General features: G+C 58.1%; 19 protein-coding genes. 15 read left to right on the top strand and 4 right to left on the bottom strand.

From position 1 onward, the window contains the following. Positions 1–28: 28 nt before the first annotated feature. A complete protein-coding gene (gene urtA, locus ACR0L4_RS12440) occupies positions 29–1,309 on the bottom strand; it encodes an urea ABC transporter substrate-binding protein (protein ID WP_480513318.1) in 1,281 nt (426 codons plus the stop codon). 406 nt (positions 1,310–1,715) lie between these two features. Here urtA and ACR0L4_RS12435 point away from each other — a divergent pair, with 406 nt between their 5' ends. The 8 genes from ACR0L4_RS12435 to ureG are packed head-to-tail and all read left to right on the top strand — an operon-like array spanning position 1,716 to position 6,737. Continuing rightward, the gene (locus ACR0L4_RS12435; protein ID WP_480513316.1) at positions 1,716–2,522 is read left to right on the top strand and encodes an urease accessory protein UreD; all 807 of its coding nucleotides are present in this window, start codon (positions 1,716–1,718) and stop codon (positions 2,520–2,522) included. Position 2,523: 1 nt separating this feature from the next. Beyond that, a complete protein-coding gene (locus tag ACR0L4_RS12430) occupies positions 2,524–2,826 on the top strand; it encodes an urease subunit gamma (RefSeq protein ID WP_170749575.1) in 303 nt (100 codons plus the stop codon). A gap of 14 nt (positions 2,827–2,840) precedes the next feature. Further along, entirely contained in the window at positions 2,841–3,002 is a 162-nt protein-coding gene (locus ACR0L4_RS12425) for a hypothetical protein (RefSeq protein ID WP_170749574.1), read from the top strand. After that, positions 2,999–3,304, top strand: a complete 306-nt coding sequence (locus ACR0L4_RS12420; RefSeq protein WP_480513313.1) for an urease subunit beta — start codon at positions 2,999–3,001, stop codon at positions 3,302–3,304. Before ACR0L4_RS12425 ends, ACR0L4_RS12420 begins: the two co-directional genes overlap by 4 nt. Further along, positions 3,304–5,013: an urease subunit alpha gene (ureC, locus tag ACR0L4_RS12415; RefSeq protein ID WP_480513311.1), complete on the top strand. Its 1,710-nt coding sequence runs from the start codon at positions 3,304–3,306 to the stop codon at positions 5,011–5,013. The genes ACR0L4_RS12420 and ureC overlap by 1 nt, the downstream gene beginning before the upstream one ends. A gap of 17 nt (positions 5,014–5,030) precedes the next feature. After that, positions 5,031–5,483 (top strand): urease accessory protein UreE, encoded by a 453-nt coding sequence (gene ureE, locus ACR0L4_RS12410; RefSeq protein ID WP_480513309.1) that lies wholly within the window; start codon positions 5,031–5,033, stop codon positions 5,481–5,483. Then, complete coding sequence (locus ACR0L4_RS12405; protein ID WP_480513307.1) at positions 5,467–6,120, top strand: urease accessory protein UreF; 654 nt, start codon at positions 5,467–5,469, stop codon at positions 6,118–6,120. The genes ureE and ACR0L4_RS12405 overlap by 17 nt, the downstream gene beginning before the upstream one ends. Continuing rightward, positions 6,117–6,737, top strand: a complete 621-nt coding sequence (gene ureG / locus ACR0L4_RS12400; RefSeq protein ID WP_480513305.1) for an urease accessory protein UreG — start codon at positions 6,117–6,119, stop codon at positions 6,735–6,737. The genes ACR0L4_RS12405 and ureG overlap by 4 nt, the downstream gene beginning before the upstream one ends. Positions 6,738–6,769: 32 nt before the next feature. Here the strand turns inward: ureG and ACR0L4_RS12395 are convergent, their stop codons facing one another. Continuing rightward, on the bottom strand, positions 6,770–9,205 hold the full coding sequence (locus ACR0L4_RS12395) for a GcvT family protein (RefSeq protein WP_480513303.1): 2,436 nt from the start codon (positions 9,203–9,205) through the stop codon (positions 6,770–6,772). 190 nt (positions 9,206–9,395) lie between these two features. Between ACR0L4_RS12395 and ACR0L4_RS12390 the strand changes: the two genes are divergently transcribed. Continuing rightward, complete coding sequence (locus ACR0L4_RS12390; protein WP_480513301.1) at positions 9,396–10,928, top strand: trimethylamine methyltransferase family protein; 1,533 nt, start codon at positions 9,396–9,398, stop codon at positions 10,926–10,928. On the opposite strand, the gene ACR0L4_RS12385 is transcribed toward ACR0L4_RS12390, so the two are convergent. Both ACR0L4_RS12385 and ACR0L4_RS12380 read right to left on the bottom strand, forming a co-directional pair. Further along, entirely contained in the window at positions 10,917–11,891 is a 975-nt protein-coding gene (locus ACR0L4_RS12385; protein ID WP_480513299.1) for a LysR family transcriptional regulator, read from the bottom strand. The two genes, ACR0L4_RS12390 and ACR0L4_RS12385, sit on opposite strands and share 12 nt — an antisense overlap. Before the next feature lie 344 nt (positions 11,892–12,235). After that, positions 12,236–12,577, bottom strand: coding sequence for a RidA family protein (locus ACR0L4_RS12380; protein WP_170749565.1), 342 nt, complete (start codon positions 12,575–12,577; stop codon positions 12,236–12,238). A 414-nt stretch (positions 12,578–12,991) separates the two neighbouring features. Here ACR0L4_RS12380 and rpsJ point away from each other — a divergent pair, with 414 nt between their 5' ends. From rpsJ to rplB, 6 genes are all read left to right on the top strand, one after another. Further along, positions 12,992–13,306: a 30S ribosomal protein S10 gene (gene rpsJ / locus ACR0L4_RS12375; protein WP_008756422.1), complete on the top strand. Its 315-nt coding sequence runs from the start codon at positions 12,992–12,994 to the stop codon at positions 13,304–13,306. A gap of 18 nt (positions 13,307–13,324) precedes the next feature. Then, on the top strand, positions 13,325–14,059 hold the full coding sequence (gene rplC, locus ACR0L4_RS12370; RefSeq protein ID WP_170749564.1) for a 50S ribosomal protein L3: 735 nt from the start codon (positions 13,325–13,327) through the stop codon (positions 14,057–14,059). Further along, positions 14,056–14,673, top strand: a complete 618-nt coding sequence (gene rplD / locus ACR0L4_RS12365) for a 50S ribosomal protein L4 (RefSeq protein ID WP_010437039.1) — start codon at positions 14,056–14,058, stop codon at positions 14,671–14,673. Before rplC ends, rplD begins: the two co-directional genes overlap by 4 nt. Further along, positions 14,670–14,966, top strand: coding sequence for a 50S ribosomal protein L23 (locus tag ACR0L4_RS12360; RefSeq protein WP_010437040.1), 297 nt, complete (start codon positions 14,670–14,672; stop codon positions 14,964–14,966). Before rplD ends, ACR0L4_RS12360 begins: the two co-directional genes overlap by 4 nt. 157 nt (positions 14,967–15,123) lie before the next feature. Beyond that, positions 15,124–16,347, top strand: coding sequence for a Fic family protein (locus ACR0L4_RS12355; RefSeq protein ID WP_480513297.1), 1,224 nt, complete (start codon positions 15,124–15,126; stop codon positions 16,345–16,347). Positions 16,348–16,530: 183 nt separating this feature from the next. Further along, a complete protein-coding gene (gene rplB, locus ACR0L4_RS12350) occupies positions 16,531–17,373 on the top strand; it encodes a 50S ribosomal protein L2 (RefSeq protein ID WP_008757664.1) in 843 nt (280 codons plus the stop codon). Positions 17,374–17,375: the final 2 nt, after the last annotated feature.

Genomic DNA, 17,375 nt, shown 5'->3' with positions numbered 1-17,375 from the left:
GGGCGATGACACCCGCCTTGCGAGGAGATTAGTAGTTCGACAGGGTCTGAACGCAGGTCTCGGTCTCGGTGTTGTACATACCGCAACCCAGCTCTTTCCAATCCGAGATCAGAACCGCCGATTCAGGCAGGAAGTCGGTCCAGGCGTCGCCCGGCACAACATCGGTCTCGCTGATGATGTCAAACTGACCGTCTTCCTGAATCTCACCGATCAGAACCGGCTTGGCCAGGTGGTGGTTGGGCAGCATGACCGCCGTGCCACCGGTCAGGTTCGGGAATTCCTGCCCGTACATGGCGGCGCGGACCGCGTCGACCTCGGTCGAACCTGCCTCGGTCGCCGCATTCACCCACATGTTGAAGCCGATGTAATGGGCCTCCATCGGGTCATTGGTCACGCGCTCGTCGCCCATGGTGGCTTTCCACGTTTCTACGAATTCGGCGTTGGCCTCGGTATCAGCCGATTGGAAATAGTTCCACGCTGCCAGATGGCCGACAAGGTTGCCGGTATCCAGGCCGGACAGCTCCTCTTCTCCGACCGAGAAGGCCACGACCGGGATGTCGTCCGCTGAAACGCCCGCTGCGGCCAGTTCCTTGTAGAAGCCGATATTGGCGTCGCCATTAATTGTCGAGATCACGCCGACTTTCTTGCCATCGGCACCCAAGGCAACCACGTCAGCCACGATCTTGGACCAGTCCGAGTGGCCAAAAGGCGTGTAGTTCACAAAGATATCGCCATCTGCGATACCCTTCTGCTTCAGATAGCTTTCAAGGATGTTGTTGGTGGTTCTTGGATAGACATAATCTGTCCCGAGCAGCGCGAATTTCTCGACCCCCAACTCGTCCAGGAAATAATCGGTGGCAGGGATCGCCTGTTGGTTCGGCGCAGCACCGGTGTAGAATACGTTTTTCGAGCTTTCTTCACCTTCATACTGTACCGGATAGAACAGCAGGCCGTTCAGTTCTTCGATCACGGGCAAAACCGACTTGCGGCTGACCGACGTCCAGTTGCCGAATATCACGTCGACTTCATGCACGGTCAGCAGCTCGCGTGCCTTTTCGGCAAACAGGGGCCAGTCCGAGGCCGGATCGACCACAACCGCCTCAAGCTGTTTGCCCAACAGACCACCCTTTTCATTCTGCTGGTCGATCAGCATCAGCATCGTGTCTTTCAGCGTGGTTTCCGAGATTGCCATCGTGCCCGACAGCGAATGCAGCACTCCGACTTTGATGGTGTCTTCCTCGGCCAGCGCGGCAGTGGCCATGGCAGCAAAGACAACTGATCCGGCGAGCGTGGATTTAAGGGTTTTCATGTAATCCTCCTGACGGGGCCGGGAGAGAGGGCTTGCGCAAATGCACACTCTTCTTCTACCTGATCCCCGCAACTGTTGTTGCATTTCGTGTGGCGGTTGTGATCGAGGTCCAATTCGCGCAGCCGTCACACACCTCTGGCGATGTTTCCGCACCGGGCAGTGATACGGTTTCTGCATCGCAGCAATCTTGGCAACCTGCCGGCGTGACATTCCGAAAAATCAGCTGGATATGCCTGTTTTTTCATCTACTGTACTGGACTGCGCCTAAAAAATAGTCATTCAATACGGAAAGCCGTTGGTTTGGGGCGGTGCGGAATAGTGTTCAGGCGCGCCTAAAGGAAAACAAGGGCACCAACCGACGATTTTCAGGTGTGCCATCACTCAGCTTTCACCCATATCATCCGACATGAGCGCCGCACCACCCCGCGCGATCGGGAGTGTTGGTCTGAGTACAAAACGGTTGGGCGAACGCTCGGTTCTGGACAAGTTCCGGCAATCTGGTTCGTTCAAGTGCCTGTTTCCAAGGCCGGACCCACAAGGTTTGGACGCGGTCCTGCTGAACACGGCCGGGGGCGTGACAGGTGGCGATTCATTCCGGTTCTCGGGCAAGGCGGCAGCAGGTACGACGCTGACGGTAACCACACAGGCCTGCGAACGCGCCTATAAAGCCAAGCCCGGCGCCTTTGGGCAGGTAATCAACCATTTGTCCGTCGCATCAGGGGCCAGGATAAACTGGTTGCCGCAAGAGACTATCCTGTTCAACGGAAGCGCATTGGACCGGCGGCTGAAGATCGAGATGTCTTCGGGTGCGGAAATGCTCATGGTCGAACCGCTGGTATTCGGGCGCGCGGCGATGGGAGAGACCCTGACCAATACGCGCCTGCGCGACCGCATCGAGGTTTGGTGCGACGGGGTCCCGGTATTTTTTGATGCGATGCGGTTTTCCGGCGATCTTCACGCCCACCTGTCGAAACCGCACATCGCCAACGGGGCAGGGGCCATGGCGCTGGTCGTCTTTTCGTCCCCAAGGGCCGAGGGCCAGTTGCACGCCGTTCGTCAGATACTGCCAAAGTCGGCTGGGGCCACATTGATTCAAAGCGACCTGCTGGTGATCCGAATATTGGCCGAGACAAGCTTTGCGCTGCGCCAATCCCTGATGCCGGTTCTGCGCCACCTGAACACCGATACCTTACCCCGATGCTGGACGATCTGATATGAACCTGACCCCCCGAGAAAAAGACAAGCTGCTGGTCGCGATGGCCGCCGAAGTTGCCCGCAAACGGCTGGCGCGCGGCGTCAAGCTGAACCACCCCGAGGCGATTGCCCTGATCACTGACGCCGTGGTCGAAGGCGCGCGTGATGGGCGCTCGGTCGCGGATATGATGCAGGCCGGGGCCGAGGTGATCACCCGCGACCAATGCATGCAAGGCGTGCCCGAAATGATCCACGAGGTTCAGGTCGAGGCCACCTTTCCCGACGGCACCAAACTGGTCACCGTCCACAATCCCATTCGTTGAAAAAGGAACCCAATATGACACGTATGCTTTTCCCCGCTCTGATCCTTGCTGGCCCCGCAGCGGCCCATACCGACACGCACATACATGCCCATGGCACCGATTACGCCGCGCTGGCGGTTGGGTTGGCGGTGTTCGCGGTGGCTGCTCTGGTCCTGTTTGCAAAGCTGCACAAATGATCCCCGGAGAGCTGTTCCCGGCCGAGGGCGAAATCGCCCTGAACGCAGGCGCCGAGGCGATCACCCTGATGGTTGCCAATACCGGCGACCGCCCGGTTCAGGTCGGCTCGCACTATCATTTCGCCGAGACCAACCCGGCGCTGGATTTCGACCGCACCGCCGCGCGCGGTATGCGCCTTGATATCGCACCGGGGACGGCTGTGCGGTTCGAACCCGGTCAGGCGCGCGAGGTTTTGCTGATCCCGATCAGCGGCGCGCGCAAGGTCTACGGCTTTAATCAAAAGGTCATGGGGGCGCTCTGATGCCAGCAAAAATCAAACGCGCTGACTACGCCGCTATGTTCGGCCCCACCACCGGCGACAGGTTGCGGCTGGCCGATACCGATCTGGTGATCGAGGTCGAACGCGACCTGACCACCTATGGCGAAGAGGTCAAGTTCGGCGGCGGCAAGGTAATCCGCGACGGGATGGGGCAGTCTCAGGCCACCCGTGCGCAAGGGGCCGTGGACACGGTGTTCACCAATGCGCTGATCCTGGATCACTCGGGCATCTACAAGGCGGATGTGGGCCTGAAAGACGGGCGCATCGCCAAGATCGGTAAGGCTGGAAACCCCGATACTCAGCCCGGCGTCGATATCATCATCGGGCCGGGAACCGAAATCATCGCAGGCGAAGGGCGCATCCTGACCGCCGGTGGCTTTGACAGCCACATCCATTTCATCTGCCCGCAACAGATCGAGGACGCGCTGCATTCCGGCCTGACCACCATGCTGGGCGGCGGCACCGGCCCGGCCCACGGCACGCTGGCGACAACCTGCACCCCCGGCCCCTGGCATCTGGGGCGAATGCTGCAGGCGGCGGACGCCTTTCCGATGAACCTGGCCTTTGCGGGCAAGGGCAACGCCTCATTGCCTGCCGCGTTGGAGGAACAGATCAAAGCCGGGGCCTGCGCGCTGAAACTGCACGAGGATTGGGGCACCACCCCGGCCGCCATCGACTGCTGCCTCTCGGTCGCGGACGCGATGGATGTGCAGGTGATGATCCACACCGACACGCTGAACGAATCCGGGTTTGTGGAACATACTGTGGGCGCCATGAAAGGCCGGACTATTCATGCCTTCCACACCGAGGGCGCAGGGGGCGGCCACGCCCCGGACATCATCAAAATCTGCGGCGAGAACCACGTTCTGCCCTCGTCCACCAACCCGACACGGCCTTTTACCGTGAACACGGTCGAGGAACATCTGGACATGCTGATGGTGTGCCATCACCTCGACAAATCCATCCCCGAGGACGTGGCCTTTGCCGAAAGCCGCATTCGGCGCGAGACAATCGCGGCGGAAGACATCCTGCATGACATGGGCGCGTTCTCGATCATCGCGTCAGACAGTCAGGCCATGGGCCGGGTCGGCGAGGTGCTGATCCGCACCTGGCAGACCGCCGACAAGATGAAGAAACAGCGCGGCCGACTGCCCGACGAAACCGGCGAAAACGACAATCTGCGCGTCCGCCGCTATATCGCCAAATACACGATCAACCCCGCAATCGCGCATGGTCTGAGCAATGAGATCGGCAGTATCGAAGAAGGCAAACGCGCCGATCTGGTGCTGTGGAACCCGGCCTTTTTCGGGGTGAAGCCCGAAATGGTCCTGCTGGGCGGCACAATCGCCTGCGCCCAGATGGGGGACCCGAACGCCTCGATCCCGACACCGCAGCCGGTCTATAGCCGCCCGATGTTCGGGGCCTATGGCCGCTCGGTCGAGCATTCGGCGATCACTTTTGTCTCAGAAGCCGCGCAGGCGGATGGGATCGGTAATACGCTGGGTCTGGCCAAACAGACCGTCGCCGTGCGCAATACGCGCGATATCGGCAAGCAGGACCTGCTGCTCAACAACGCCACACCGCAGGTGGAGGTTGATCCCGAAACCTATGAGGTCCGCGCCGATGGCGAGTTGCTGACCTGCCAGCCCGCCGAAGTGCTGCCGATGGCGCAGCGCTATTTCATGTTCTGAGACGAAAAGAGGCCCAGATGACCCCGGAAATAAAAACCGCCCGTATCTATCACGATCACACGCATGCGCCGGCCCATGCGCAGGTCTCGTTGGACTATGACGGGCGGTTCCTGCGTCGCAAGATGCTGGCCACCGATGATGGTGAGAGCTTTCTGGTCGATCTGGCGCAAACGCTGTCACTCGACCATGGTGGCGTACTGGTTCTTGAGGATGGGCGCGAGATCGAGATTGTGGCCGCACCAGAGGAATTGCTGGAGGTGACCGGAGACAACCTGTTGCGACTGGCTTGGCATATCGGCAACCGCCACACGCCCTGTCAGATTGAACAGGATCGTCTGCTGATCCAGCGCGATCATGTAATTCGCGACATGCTGAATAAATTGGGGGCCAAGACGCGTGACGTTGTGGAACCCTTCACGCCTGAGGGTGGCGCATATGGCCACGGCAGGACCCATGGCCACGCTCACTAGCGCCGATATTCTAACCCTGACGCAGTGGCTGTCTCCGGCCTATCCAGTTGGCGGGTTCGCCTATTCGCACGGTTTGGAATGGGCGATCGACAGCGGGGATGTCCGAACGGCAGGTGATGTCAAAGCCTGGATTTCTGATGTCCTCTCGTTCGGCTCAGGGTGGTCGGACAGCGTGTTTCTGGTGGCAGCCTACGGGGCGCAATCGCCCGGGGCCGTGCAACAGATCGATCTGCAAGCCCGCGCGTTTTGTGCCTCGTCAGAGCGACTGAAGGAATCGCAACTGTTGGGGCAGGCATTTTGCGACGTGACCGCAGCCATATGGTCTCTGGATCTGGCATCGCTGACCTATCCGGTGGCTGTTGGTCATGCGGCCCGGTTGCGGGGATTACCTGCTGAACTGACCACCCAGATGTTCTTGCACAGCTTCATGTCCAACCTTGCCGCTTGCGCAACCCGTCTGGTGCCGTTGGGACAGACGGACAGTCAGCGCCTTGTGCATGAGATGACGCCGCTTTGCGCGCAGGTGGCTTCGGCTGCTCAAACTGCGGATTTGGATGAACTGAGCGCCACCAGTTTTCTGGCGGATATCGCTTCGATGAAACATGAAACACAATATTCAAGGATGTTCCGAACATGAACAACATGAACGGCCCGTTGCGCGTCGGTATCGGTGGTCCCGTTGGTGCGGGCAAGACCACGCTGACCGCCGCCCTGTCCGAGGCGCTGCGCGACAAGCTGTCGGTCGGGGTGATCACCAACGACATTTACACACAGGAAGACGCCGAAGCTCTGACGCGAATGCAGATCCTGCCACAAGACCGGATCATTGGCGTCGAAACCGGCGGCTGCCCGCATACGGCGATCCGCGAGGACGCCTCGATCAATCTTGCCGCAGTGGCCGAGATGCAGGCGCGCCATCCGGATGTCGATGTTGTTCTGATCGAAAGCGGGGGCGACAATCTTTCTGCGACGTTCAGCCCGGAACTGGCGGATGTCACCCTCTATGTGATCGATGTGGCCGCAGGAGAGGAAATCCCCCGCAAGGGGGGACCTGCGATCACCAAGTCCGATTTGCTGATCATCAACAAGACCGACCTTGCCCCGCATGTAGGTGCCTCGCTAGAGGTGATGCACGAGGATGCGACCAGAATGCGCAAGGGGCGCCCGTTCCTGTTTGCGTCACTGCGGCAGCGACAAGGTGTGTCCGATATCGTCCGTACTCTGGCCGGAATCGGCGGGCTTGAAGGACTTTGAAACCGTTGGCAGAAGCGTTGTTGCAGCGCGTATCAACCGCGCATCAGGGCGTGCGCGGGATCATAGGGTGATGGTGGAATGACTTCAGCCCGCACCAGATCTCCGCACAGGTCCAGCTGCATCGAGCTGCCCACAGCCGCCAGATCGGGGTTCACAAAAGCATAGGCCAGATTGAGGCGGGTGCGATGCCCCCAGTCGCCTGATGTGATGGTGCCGACGACGGTGTCGCCCAGCACCAGCGATGCGCCGCCATGGGCCGGGGCATGCGTAGCGTCGATCTTGAGCGAGACCAGCTTGCTCGTGGGGCCCTTGGCGTGGCGTTTCAGCAGTGCCTCCTTGCCGACGAAATCACTCTTGTCCAGCTTGACGAAGCGGTTCAACCCGGTTTCGAACGGGTCGAACTCGGTCAACAGATCGGCCTTCCAGTGCAGAAAGCCTTTCTCCATCCGCATTGAGTCCACTGCGCGCGCGCCGAACAGTTTCATTCCGTGGATGTCGCCCGCCCTGCGGAGCGCCAGATAGGCGGCATAGAGCGAGGCGTTGGGCACGTGAATCTCATAGGCCAATTCCCCCGAAAAGCTGACACCCATGACGGTGGCGGGGGCAAAACCGATGAAACATTCGCGGACCGACAGCCAGGGGAACGCCTCGTTCGACCAATCGTCGCGCGAACAGGCGGACAGCACGTCGCGCGACTTGGGACCAGCCAGAACCAGGATGGTCTGGTCGTTGGTCAGACTGCGGATCTGAACATCTTCGTCGTCGCGCAGATGCTGGCTCAGCCAGTCCATATCGTGGTATTCACTGGCCGCCGCCGAGCCATACCAGACCCGATCCGGGCCGCGATCGCTGGCGGGCAGGTTGGCCACGGTGGCTTCACCTTTGATCATGCCGTGATCATTCAACAGATAGCCCAGCCCCACGCGACCCGCGCGTTTGGTGACCGGGCCACAGAACATGCGATCCAGAAAGGTTTGGCGATCCGTGCCGGTGATTTCAAACCGATTGAAACCGTTGACTTCGCACAGGCCGACATTTTCCTGCAGGTTCCTGATCTCACTTGCGACGACATCAAAAGCTTCGTCAAAATTGAAGCCAAGCGTCGGTTGAAAGTCAGACGTCGGCTTGATGTAGTCGACTCTCTCCCACCCGTTCACGACGGTGAACTCGGCGCCTTCTGCGGCCAGAACCGGTGTCAGAGGCGTGGTCTTGGCAGGGCGGCCTGCAGGGCGGTGTTCATGGGGGAAGTGAAAGCGGAATTCGTTCTGGTAGTCCTCGATGGCTTTAAGCGAGGTCAGCTCTACATTTGTGTGCCCCGTAAAGCGGCGCGGGTCTAGGCACCACGTATCATAACACGCCTCGCCGTGTACGATCTGCTGCGCCAGCAGCCAGCCGTGGCCGCCGCCTTCGCCCAGTCCGGCGCGCAGGCCGATGATGCAGAAAGCATTGCGCTTGCCTGGGATCGGGCCGACCAGCGGTGCACCGTCTATTGTATAGGTGATCGGGCCATTCACGATGGAACGGATACCCGTCTCGCGCAAGGCGGGCATCCGCTCGAACGCGCCTTCCAGCACATCCATGACTCGGTCCAGATCGTCCGGGCAAAGCGCGTTGACAAAATTCGGATCGATCCCGTCCATGCCCCAGGGTTTGCAATCCTGCTCGTAGAAGCCCACCAGCAATCCGCCCTTTTCCTGTCGGCTGTAATAGTCCGAGATCGGGCATCGCAGCAGGGGCATTCGGTGCCCGGCTTCGGCGATGCCCGGGATATCCTCGGTCAGGAAGTACTGGTGTTCCATGGAAGCGACAGGATGGTGTACCCCCATCATCGCGCCCACTTCGTTGACGCGGTATCCGCCGGCGTTGACCACAATATCGCAGTCAATGTCGCCGTGTTCGGTATGCACGGTCCAGGTGTCGTCCCTGTGCTGGGTCAATGCGGTCACCGGAGTGTTGCGATAGACCTCGGCCCCCGCCTTGCGCGCATGATAGGCCAGGGCCTGACACAGTTGCGCCGGGTCGATATCGCCATCCAGCGGATCCCAAAGCCCGCCAAGCAGGTTCGTGGTTGAAATCAACGGGTGACGGCGGGCGCATTCCTGGGCATCGATCACCTCGAACTCGACCCCCATGCCTCGCGCCATCGAGGCAAAGTGGTGGTAGCCCTGCATCTGTTCTTGGGTATTGGCAAGCCGGATACCGCCATCTGCATGGTGATAGTTGATCGGGTATTCTGGGTTTTCGGACAGGTCTTTGTACAGGTTGATCGAATGCGTCTTCAGCCCGACCATAGTCTGGTTCATGCCAAAATTGGTCACTTGTGCGGCGGAATGCCATGTCGTGCCGCTGGTCAGTTCATTGCGTTCGACTAGAACGACGTCGCTCCAACTTTCCTGGGTCAGATGATACAGCGTCGAACATCCGGCAATACCGCCCCCAATGACGACAACCTTGGTACGGGATTTCATGTGACGCGCGCCTCCGACAGTCATTTGGACGGGATAGACCCCCAGATTGATGCAATTCGCAACATTGACGGTAGTTGTTCAAATAACTTCGAACTCTAAATTCGATTTTCTTGGTTTATACGCGGGATCGTTGAACTTGGGGCGGTGAAGGTTCTTCAATCCCGTTCGAACGACGACCGAAGGAGCGATGATGGTGGGGCAGCGTGGAAAGCGAGGGGGTCGCCGCGAACGATTGGCGCAACGCGCTGCCAAGCCCGCAATTGATCCCTGTCCGCCGGGTCAGATTGGCGGCGTCTACAAACCGCTCAGTGACGCGGACCTTCGCAGGATCTACGACACTGCGTTGGACCTGCTCGAAAAGCTGGGCGTGGGCGAGGTGCCGGAACGCCTGCAGGCGGATTTGGTGTCAATTGGTGCGATAGACAATGGCAAGGGGCGCATCCTGTTTCCCCCTGCCTTGGTGGAAGAGGCGATCGATCAGGCGGCCAAGACGTTTACGCTGTATGGGCGCGACCCTGCCAGGTCAATCGAGGTGGGTGGAAACAGGGTCTATTTTGGTACGGGCGGGGCGGCGGTGCAGACGCTGGACATGGGCAGCGGCATCTACCGGCCCTCGACCTTGAAAGACCTGCACGATTTCACGCGGCTTCAGGACACGCTGGCCAATGTCAGTTGGTTCACGCGGTGTTGTGTCGCAACGGATGTGCCGGACAATTTCGATCTGGACGTCAATACCGCTTTCGCGCTGCTCAAGAACACAACCAAGCCCACAGCCACCTCGTTCACTCTGGCCGAATACGTGGCCCCGATTGTCGAGATGCTGGACATCGCCGCAGGAGGTCCGGGCGCATTTGCCAAACGGCCCTTCATGAAGGCGCATATCAGCCCGATGATTTCCCCCATGCGTTACGGTGAGGACGCGGTGGATGTGGTCTATGAGTGCATCCGGTACAATATCCCCATCTCCTGCATCACCGCTGCGCAGGCCGGGGCAACTGCGCCCGCGACGCTGGCCGGATTCCTGGCGCAGTCTCTTGCGGAAACGCTGGCCAGTCTGTTGATGGTCCACGCGATCCAACCCGGATTCCCCATGGTCTTTTCCAACTGGCCGCTGGTCATCGATCTGCGAACCGGCGCGTTTTCAGGGGGCAGTGGCGAGACAGCCGTGCTGAACGCTGCATCGGCGCAGTTGTCGAACTGGCTGGGTCTGCCTTCGGGCGTGGCCTGCTCAATGACCGACGCCAAGGCGATAGATGCGCAATACGGCATGGAGAAGGGCATTACCTCGATGGCGGCCGCACTGGCCGGGGGGAACCTGATCTATGAAAGTTCGGGGATGACGGCCTCGTTGCTGGGCGCAAGCTTTGAAGCCTTCGTGTTGGATGATGAAATGCACTCAAACACCTATCGCGCGTTGCGGGGGATCGAGGTGACGGATGAAAATCTCGGCTTCGAGGCCATCTGTGACGCGGTTCTGGGTGAGGGTCACTTTCTGGGGGGACAGCATACCTATGCCGCGATGGAGCGGGACTATTTCTACCCGTCGCTGGCTGATCGGGATGAGCCGCGCACATGGGCCGAAAACGGGGCTCAGGACGCGTGGTCTCGGGCGAAAGACCGCGCCCGCACGATATTGCAAGAGCACAATCCATCCTATCTGACGCCTGAACAAGAGCGTGCGATACGCAGCCGGTTCAATATCCTGCACCCTTCAGGTGATTAGTCGGAAACTGTCGGCCAGCCAGGGATAGATGCGTATCTGCTGCGAGAGTGCGTGCTCATCAACCAACATACGCATCTTCCGGTCCACCAGTTCCAGAACAGAGCGCGAGCAATCCGGCGTCGCAACAAGGGCGAGACTGCGCGAGAAACTTTTGCCAGGGAACGGATGCATTTTCAGCTTGGACTGGAACCGTTTCGCGCGTGAGAACAGCAGCGGCGTTGTGATGGTCCACCCGGCCCCGGCTGCCACCATCGCCATCAGTGTCTGATTGTTGCTGCATTCGAAGTTGGACGGGGGCGTCAAACCCAGACGCCGCATCTGTGATTCGATCTGTCTGGCGATGATCAGATTGCCGGAAAACCGCAGAAACGGCAGGTCGCTGCGCCCTTCGACAATGTCGGACAACGGATGCGCGCAGTCCTGCGGCAGAACAACCACAAACGGGTCGCGCAACAAGGGCCGGTCCTGCAGATCGCGCATCCGTTCGCTTGGGGTGGTCGTGATCCCCAAGTCCAGATGCCGGCTGCGCAACAGGTCGATGATCGTGTGGCTAGATTCCGTCTGATAAATGAAATTGCAGCTCGGCATGTACGCCGACAGAAAAACGGCCAGTTCAGGAACAATGTCGCTGTCAAAGTCCTCGATTGTCCCGACGCGCAACAGGCTGGCCTCGGCGATACTCCCGGCCGAGGCCTCTGCCTTGGCCTTGCGAATGGCAAAAAGCGCGTCGTCGATGTTTCGCAGAAAAACCTGCCCTTTGGGTGTCAGCACCATGGGCCGGCGTGCATGATTGAAAAGCTCGACCCCAAGATGATCCTCGAGATTGCGCAGGTGATGTGAGACGGTGCTGATCGTCAGACCCGTTTCCTTGGCAGCCGCCTGAAGCGAGCCTTGGTGTGCACAGATCTGGAACAGCTCCAACCATCTGAGGCTCAGGTCTTTCGCAGTGGATTGGCGGGGCATGGAGCGGTTTCCGTCAATTGGAATTAATGATCAGATTAGTGTGACGTCTTCGGAAATTTAGTACACCTTTTTCGAAGTCATGCATTCTTCAGTCACGCGAGTTTCGCGTCCTGCTGAAGACACAATGGTCGGGTCCAGCAAAAGGAGCTGCAAAACGGACTTGCTTTGGCAGAAGGCACAAAGTGGTGGACGGGTGCGGGTTCCCGAGGGTTAATTTTGACGGATGAAGAAACTCACTCTGAAAGCGAAATGAGGGCCGACATAGTTGTAGCAACAAAGCCCCCCAATAGGGGGCGGCCTATTTCATTTCGGGTCATAGCTTCTGAGAAGAGATTGTCGGGATATCAATCGTAGGCGGCGTCTACAATGAACTCCACTTTCAACTCGGGACGTGCCAGTTTGGCCTCACCGCAGGCGCGTGCAGGGGCATGGCCCGTTGGAACCCAAGCGTTCCAAACCTCGTTCAACCCGGCAAAATCCTTCATATCAGCCAACCAGATTGTCACGCGCAGCATTTTTTCACGCGATGAACCGGCCTGTTCGAGCAATGTATCAATTTTCTCGAGACATATCCGGACTTGTTCCTGAATCGTCTCACCTTCGGCAACCTGCCCGGTCAGATAGACCACGCCGTTATGTTTTACGATTTTCGAGGACCGTTCACCGGTGTCGATGCGTTCAATCATGGGTATACTCTCGTTTTGCATGTTGGAATTGATTGTTCTTGGCCACAAGTTTACGGGCTTGGCAAACGAAATCCGATTGAGGGGGGTTCAGAGAATTTGCCGCCGCGGAGGATCGCAATGGTACTAAGGCGGGCCCCGCGAAAGCCACCACACCGTCGACATCGGCGTCGAGGCGCAGGTTCTCACAGTTTTTAGTGCTCTAGCTGAGAAATAGTCGCTGCACCAATTGCGTATTCTGGAATCGAGAGCACAACGCAATCTACCCCTTGCCAAACCCCACCAACCCCACTAAGACGCGCGAATTCTCAGTGAGAATATCAAGGCGGGGTGATTCCCGCCTTTTGGGTTCGAAGAGGGTTGGCGATGCGCGCTTGTCCTCCTCTCAACCTCAACGCCTGATAAAAGGCTGTTATTATGCAAAGCCAAAATATCCGTATTCGGCTGAAGGCATTTGACTATCGCGTTCTGGATGCCAGCACGCAAGAGATCGTCAACACTGCCAAGCGGACCGGCGCGAACGTGCGTGGCCCGATCCCGCTGCCGAACAAGATTGAGAAGTTCACGGTTCTCCGTGGCCCTCACGTTGACAAGAAATCCCGCGACCAGTTCGAGATCCGCACCCACAAGCGTCTCTTGGACATCGTTGATCCGACCCCCCAGACCGTTGACGCGCTGATGAAGCTCGACCTCGCTGCTGGTGTGGACGTCGAGATCAAGCTGCAGTCGTAAGATCGGAGGGTATAGATTATGCGCTCTGGTATTATCGCAAAAAAAGTTGGCATGACCCGCCTGTTCATGGAAGACGGCAAGCAGATCCCTGTGACCGTTCTCCACCTGGACAACCTGCAGGTCGTTGCACAGCGCACCGCTGACAAAGACGGCTACACCGCCGTTCAGCTGGGCGCCGGTGCTGCCAAGGCAAAACGCACCTCGAAGGCCATGCGCGGTCACTATGCCGCTGCCAAGGTTGAGCCCAAGCGTAAGCTGGCCGAGTTCCGCGTCTCCGAAGATGGCCTGATCGATGTGGGCGCCGAGATTTCGGCAGAACACTTCCTGGAAGGTCAGAAGGTTGACGTTTCGGGCACCTCGATCGGTAAAGGCTTTGCCGGTGCGATGAAGCGTTGGAACTTTGGTGGTCTTCGCGCCTCGCACGGTGTTTCGATCAGCCACCGTTCGCACGGTTCGACCGGTCAGTGTCAGGACCCGGGCAAGGTTTTCAAAGGCAAAAAGATGGCCGGTCACATGGGTGCTGCCCGTGTCACCACCCAGAACCTGGAAGTCGTCAAAACCGACGCCGACCGGAACCTGGTCTTCATCAAAGGCGCCGTTCCCGGACCGAAATCGGGCTGGGTCACCGTCAAGGACGCCGTGAAGAAGAAAGCACCGGAAGGCCTGCCTTTCCCGGCTGCTGTGAAATCGGCTGTGTCTGAAGCAACCGAAGCACCTGCGGAAGAAGCGCCCGCGGAAGGTGGTGAAGCATGAAACTTGATGTAATCAAACTGGACGGCGGCAAAGCCGGCAACATCGAGCTGGATGCAGACCTGTTCGGCCTCGAGCCGCGCGCGGACATCCTGCACCGTGTGGTCCGTTGGCAGCGCAACAACGCGCAGGCCGGCACCCACAAGGTCAAGACCCGCTCGGAAACCAGCTACTCGACCAAGAAGATCTACCGCCAGAAGGGCACCGGTGGCGCACGCCATGGTGACCGCAACGCGCCGATCTTCCGTGGTGGTGGTATCTACAAAGGCCCCGTCGTGCGCTCGCACGGCCACGACCTGCCGAAGAAGTTCCGCAAGCTTGGCCTGCGCCACGCTTTGTCGGCCAAAGCCAAGGCAGGTGAACTGGTTGTGATCGAGAACGCCGAAGCCGAAGGCAAGACTGCCGCTCTGGCCAAACAGGTTGCAAACCTGGGCTGGAAACGCGCTCTGGTCATCGACGGCGCGACCGTGAACGAAGGGTTCCTGAAAGCGTCCAAGAACATCGAAGGTCTGGATATCCTGCCGTCGATGGGCGCAAACGTCTATGACATCCTCAAACGTGACACTCTGGTGCTCACCAAAGCGGCTGTCGAAGCACTGGAGGCTCGTCTGAAATGAGCGCGAAGGCAGAACACTACGACGTGATCCGCAAACCGGTCATCACCGAAAAATCGACCATGGCATCTGAGAATGGCGCGGTTGTCTTTGAAGTGGCGATCGACAGCAACAAGCCGCAGATCAAAGAGGCCGTTGAGGCGCTGTTTGGTGTGAAGGTCAAAGCGGTGAACACCACCGTGACCAAAGGCAAGGTCAAGCGGTTCCGCGGCCAGCTGGGCCGTCGGAAAGACGTCAAAAAAGCATATGTGACCCTGGAAGAGGGGAACACCATCGACGTGTCCACCGGTCTCTGATCGGACCCGTCTTTGAAGAGAGATTAAGGCCCCCGCGAAAGCGGGGGTTTTTTGTTTTAGGGATCAAATTCAGGGATGCCGCGCTTGTTTTGAACGTTGGGCGTTTTGTTCGCTATAAGTGAACTTGTTTCTAGCACACTCGCAACAAGCGATTTTGTTGAGAGCAATTAAGGAAGTTGTAGATGCAAACTTGCTTGTTGCGAATGTGCGTACTACAAATTGCTTTATGACAAATGGACAGACGATTTCTATCAACAACACAACATATGACTGTTCTGGAGCAGCTACATACCACTATGGCGGCTTCCCACCGTCTAACATCGACCTTTCCCGAGTTTTTGGACCTCTCGCAGACGCCCTTCAACAACTCACCCGGTACGATGAAAAATTACAGCATATTCCCAATCCCGCGTTGTTATTGGCGCCACTAAGGCGCCGAGACGCTGTTGTCTCTTCAAGAATGGAAGGTACAATTTCGACCCTTGAAGAGGTGCTGAGGTTGGAAGCGAGTGAAAGCGCAAACCGGACCGAAGGAACGGCTCGAAATGACACAATCGAAGTGTCGTTATATGCGCGCGCGCTAACACAGGCAGAGATACAACTTTCTTCGGGGTACGGCCTCTCAGAGCATCTAATCAAGAACGCTCATCAGACACTGTTGAGTTTTGGGCGTGGCGCGGAAAAAGGACCGGGTCAATATAAGTCTCAACAGAACTATATTGGAGATCGAACGCACAGGCGTGTTGATTTTATCCCGATATCGCCGGATCAACTTAAGCAAGGCATGCAGGACTTAGTGAAATTTATCACTGATAACGAACAACACGTACTCCTAAAAACAGCAATAGCTCATGCGGAATTTGAAGCTCTGCATCCATTTGAAGACGGCAACGGTCGCGTAGGACGAATGCTGATCCCGTTGATGCTATGGGATCAGGGTATGCTCAGCGCACCGCATTTTTTTGTTAGCGACTATTTTGAGCGAAATAAAGGTGAGTACATTGATCGTATGCGAGCCGTCTCGCTTGATGGAGATTGGGATAGTTGGTGCGTATTCTTTCTTGAGGGATTAAGCGCTCAAGCTACAAAAAATATCGAAGTGGTTTCTCAAATCTTAGCTCATTATGACGAAATGAAGGAACGATTTAGAGAAGTACTCAGATCGCAGTACTTCGGCGCGGCTGTCGACTACATCTTTGCGAACCCTGTGTTCTGGAACAGCCATTTTGTTGAAAATGCACAAGCGCCGTCTTCCACCCTTCGGAATTTCACGCCGAGATTGGTTAATGATGGCCTTTTGCAGGTATTGGTGCCGCCGTCTGGGAGAGCTCCTGGGCTGTACGCACTTCCTTCCTTGCTCGGAATCATTGAGGCAGGTTGAATCTTGCTATTGACCTAAGGTGGTGAGCGGGCTACACGCTCCCAATCTTGCGGCCTCGGATTCGTTCCGGGGCCTCTGATATTTGTAACCGGGGACCTTCGGGGCCCTATACCCTTGGCACCTACGGGGGCCTATCACATAGCGGGGCAATGCCTCGCACTTGCTAAACGGAAGACAGAAAGCATGGCACTCAAGTCGTACAAGCCGACGACGCCGGGCCAGCGCGGGCTGGTGCTGATCGACCGTTCGGAGCTTTGGAAAGGACGTCCGGTCAAGTCTCTCACTGAGGGTTTGACCAAATCGGGCGGCCGGAACAACACCGGACGGATCACTTCACGCCGCCGCGGCGGTGGCGCAAAGCGTCTCTACCGGATCGTTGACTTCAAGCGGAATAAATTTGATGTCGCGGCAACCGTCGAGCGGATCGAATATGACCCGAACCGGACCGCATTCATCGCACTGGTAAAATACGAAGACGGCGAGCAGGCCTATATCCTGGCTCCGCAGCGTCTGGCTGTTGGTGACAAGGTTGTGGCTTCGGCCAAGGCCGACATCAAGCCGGGCAACGCAATGCCGTTCTCGGGTATGCCCATTGGTACCATCGTCCACAACATCGAGATGAAGCCTGGTAAAGGCGGTCAGATCGCACGTGCGGCCGGTACTTACGCGCAATTCGTGGGCCGCGATGGCGGCTACGCTCAGATCCGTCTGAGCTCGGGCGAGCTGCGTATGGTTCGTCAGGAATGCATGGCCACCGTTGGTGCCGTGTCCAACCCCGACAACTCCAACCAGAACCTCGGTAAAGCCGGCCGTATGCGCCACAAAGGCGTACGTCCGTCGGTTCGTGGTGTCGCAATGAACCCGATCGATCACCCGCACGGTGGTGGTGAAGGTCGTACCTCGGGTGGCCGTACACCGGTTACGCCTTGGGGTAAGGACACCAAGGGTAAGCGTACTCGCAACAAAAACAAAGCGTCCCAGAAGCTGATCATCCGCTCGCGGCACGCCAAGAAGAAGGGACGTTAATC

The organism is Ruegeria sp. AB5, from assembly GCF_056542645.1.
Note: the sequence above shows the minus strand (reverse complement) of the source record. Positions and strands in the feature narration are given on the sequence as shown.

Coding starts and splice junctions, on each gene's coding strand:
- urtA (WP_480513318.1), bottom strand. CDS start 1,309: ATGAAAACCCTTAAATCCACGCTCGCCGGATCAGTTGTCTTTGCTGCC.
- ACR0L4_RS12435 (WP_480513316.1), top strand. CDS start 1,716: ATGAGCGCCGCACCACCCCGCGCGATCGGGAGTGTTGGTCTGAGTACA.
- ACR0L4_RS12430 (WP_170749575.1), top strand. CDS start 2,524: ATGAACCTGACCCCCCGAGAAAAAGACAAGCTGCTGGTCGCGATGGCC.
- ACR0L4_RS12425 (WP_170749574.1), top strand. CDS start 2,841: ATGACACGTATGCTTTTCCCCGCTCTGATCCTTGCTGGCCCCGCAGCG.
- ACR0L4_RS12420 (WP_480513313.1), top strand. CDS start 2,999: ATGATCCCCGGAGAGCTGTTCCCGGCCGAGGGCGAAATCGCCCTGAAC.
- ureC (WP_480513311.1), top strand. CDS start 3,304: ATGCCAGCAAAAATCAAACGCGCTGACTACGCCGCTATGTTCGGCCCC.
- ureE (WP_480513309.1), top strand. CDS start 5,031: ATGACCCCGGAAATAAAAACCGCCCGTATCTATCACGATCACACGCAT.
- ACR0L4_RS12405 (WP_480513307.1), top strand. CDS start 5,467: ATGGCCACGCTCACTAGCGCCGATATTCTAACCCTGACGCAGTGGCTG.
- ureG (WP_480513305.1), top strand. CDS start 6,117: ATGAACAACATGAACGGCCCGTTGCGCGTCGGTATCGGTGGTCCCGTT.
- ACR0L4_RS12395 (WP_480513303.1), bottom strand. CDS start 9,205: ATGAAATCCCGTACCAAGGTTGTCGTCATTGGGGGCGGTATTGCCGGA.
- ACR0L4_RS12390 (WP_480513301.1), top strand. CDS start 9,396: ATGGTGGGGCAGCGTGGAAAGCGAGGGGGTCGCCGCGAACGATTGGCG.
- ACR0L4_RS12385 (WP_480513299.1), bottom strand. CDS start 11,891: ATGCCCCGCCAATCCACTGCGAAAGACCTGAGCCTCAGATGGTTGGAG.
- ACR0L4_RS12380 (WP_170749565.1), bottom strand. CDS start 12,577: ATGATTGAACGCATCGACACCGGTGAACGGTCCTCGAAAATCGTAAAA.
- rpsJ (WP_008756422.1), top strand. CDS start 12,992: ATGCAAAGCCAAAATATCCGTATTCGGCTGAAGGCATTTGACTATCGC.
- rplC (WP_170749564.1), top strand. CDS start 13,325: ATGCGCTCTGGTATTATCGCAAAAAAAGTTGGCATGACCCGCCTGTTC.
- rplD (WP_010437039.1), top strand. CDS start 14,056: ATGAAACTTGATGTAATCAAACTGGACGGCGGCAAAGCCGGCAACATC.
- ACR0L4_RS12360 (WP_010437040.1), top strand. CDS start 14,670: ATGAGCGCGAAGGCAGAACACTACGACGTGATCCGCAAACCGGTCATC.
- rplB (WP_008757664.1), top strand. CDS start 16,531: ATGGCACTCAAGTCGTACAAGCCGACGACGCCGGGCCAGCGCGGGCTG.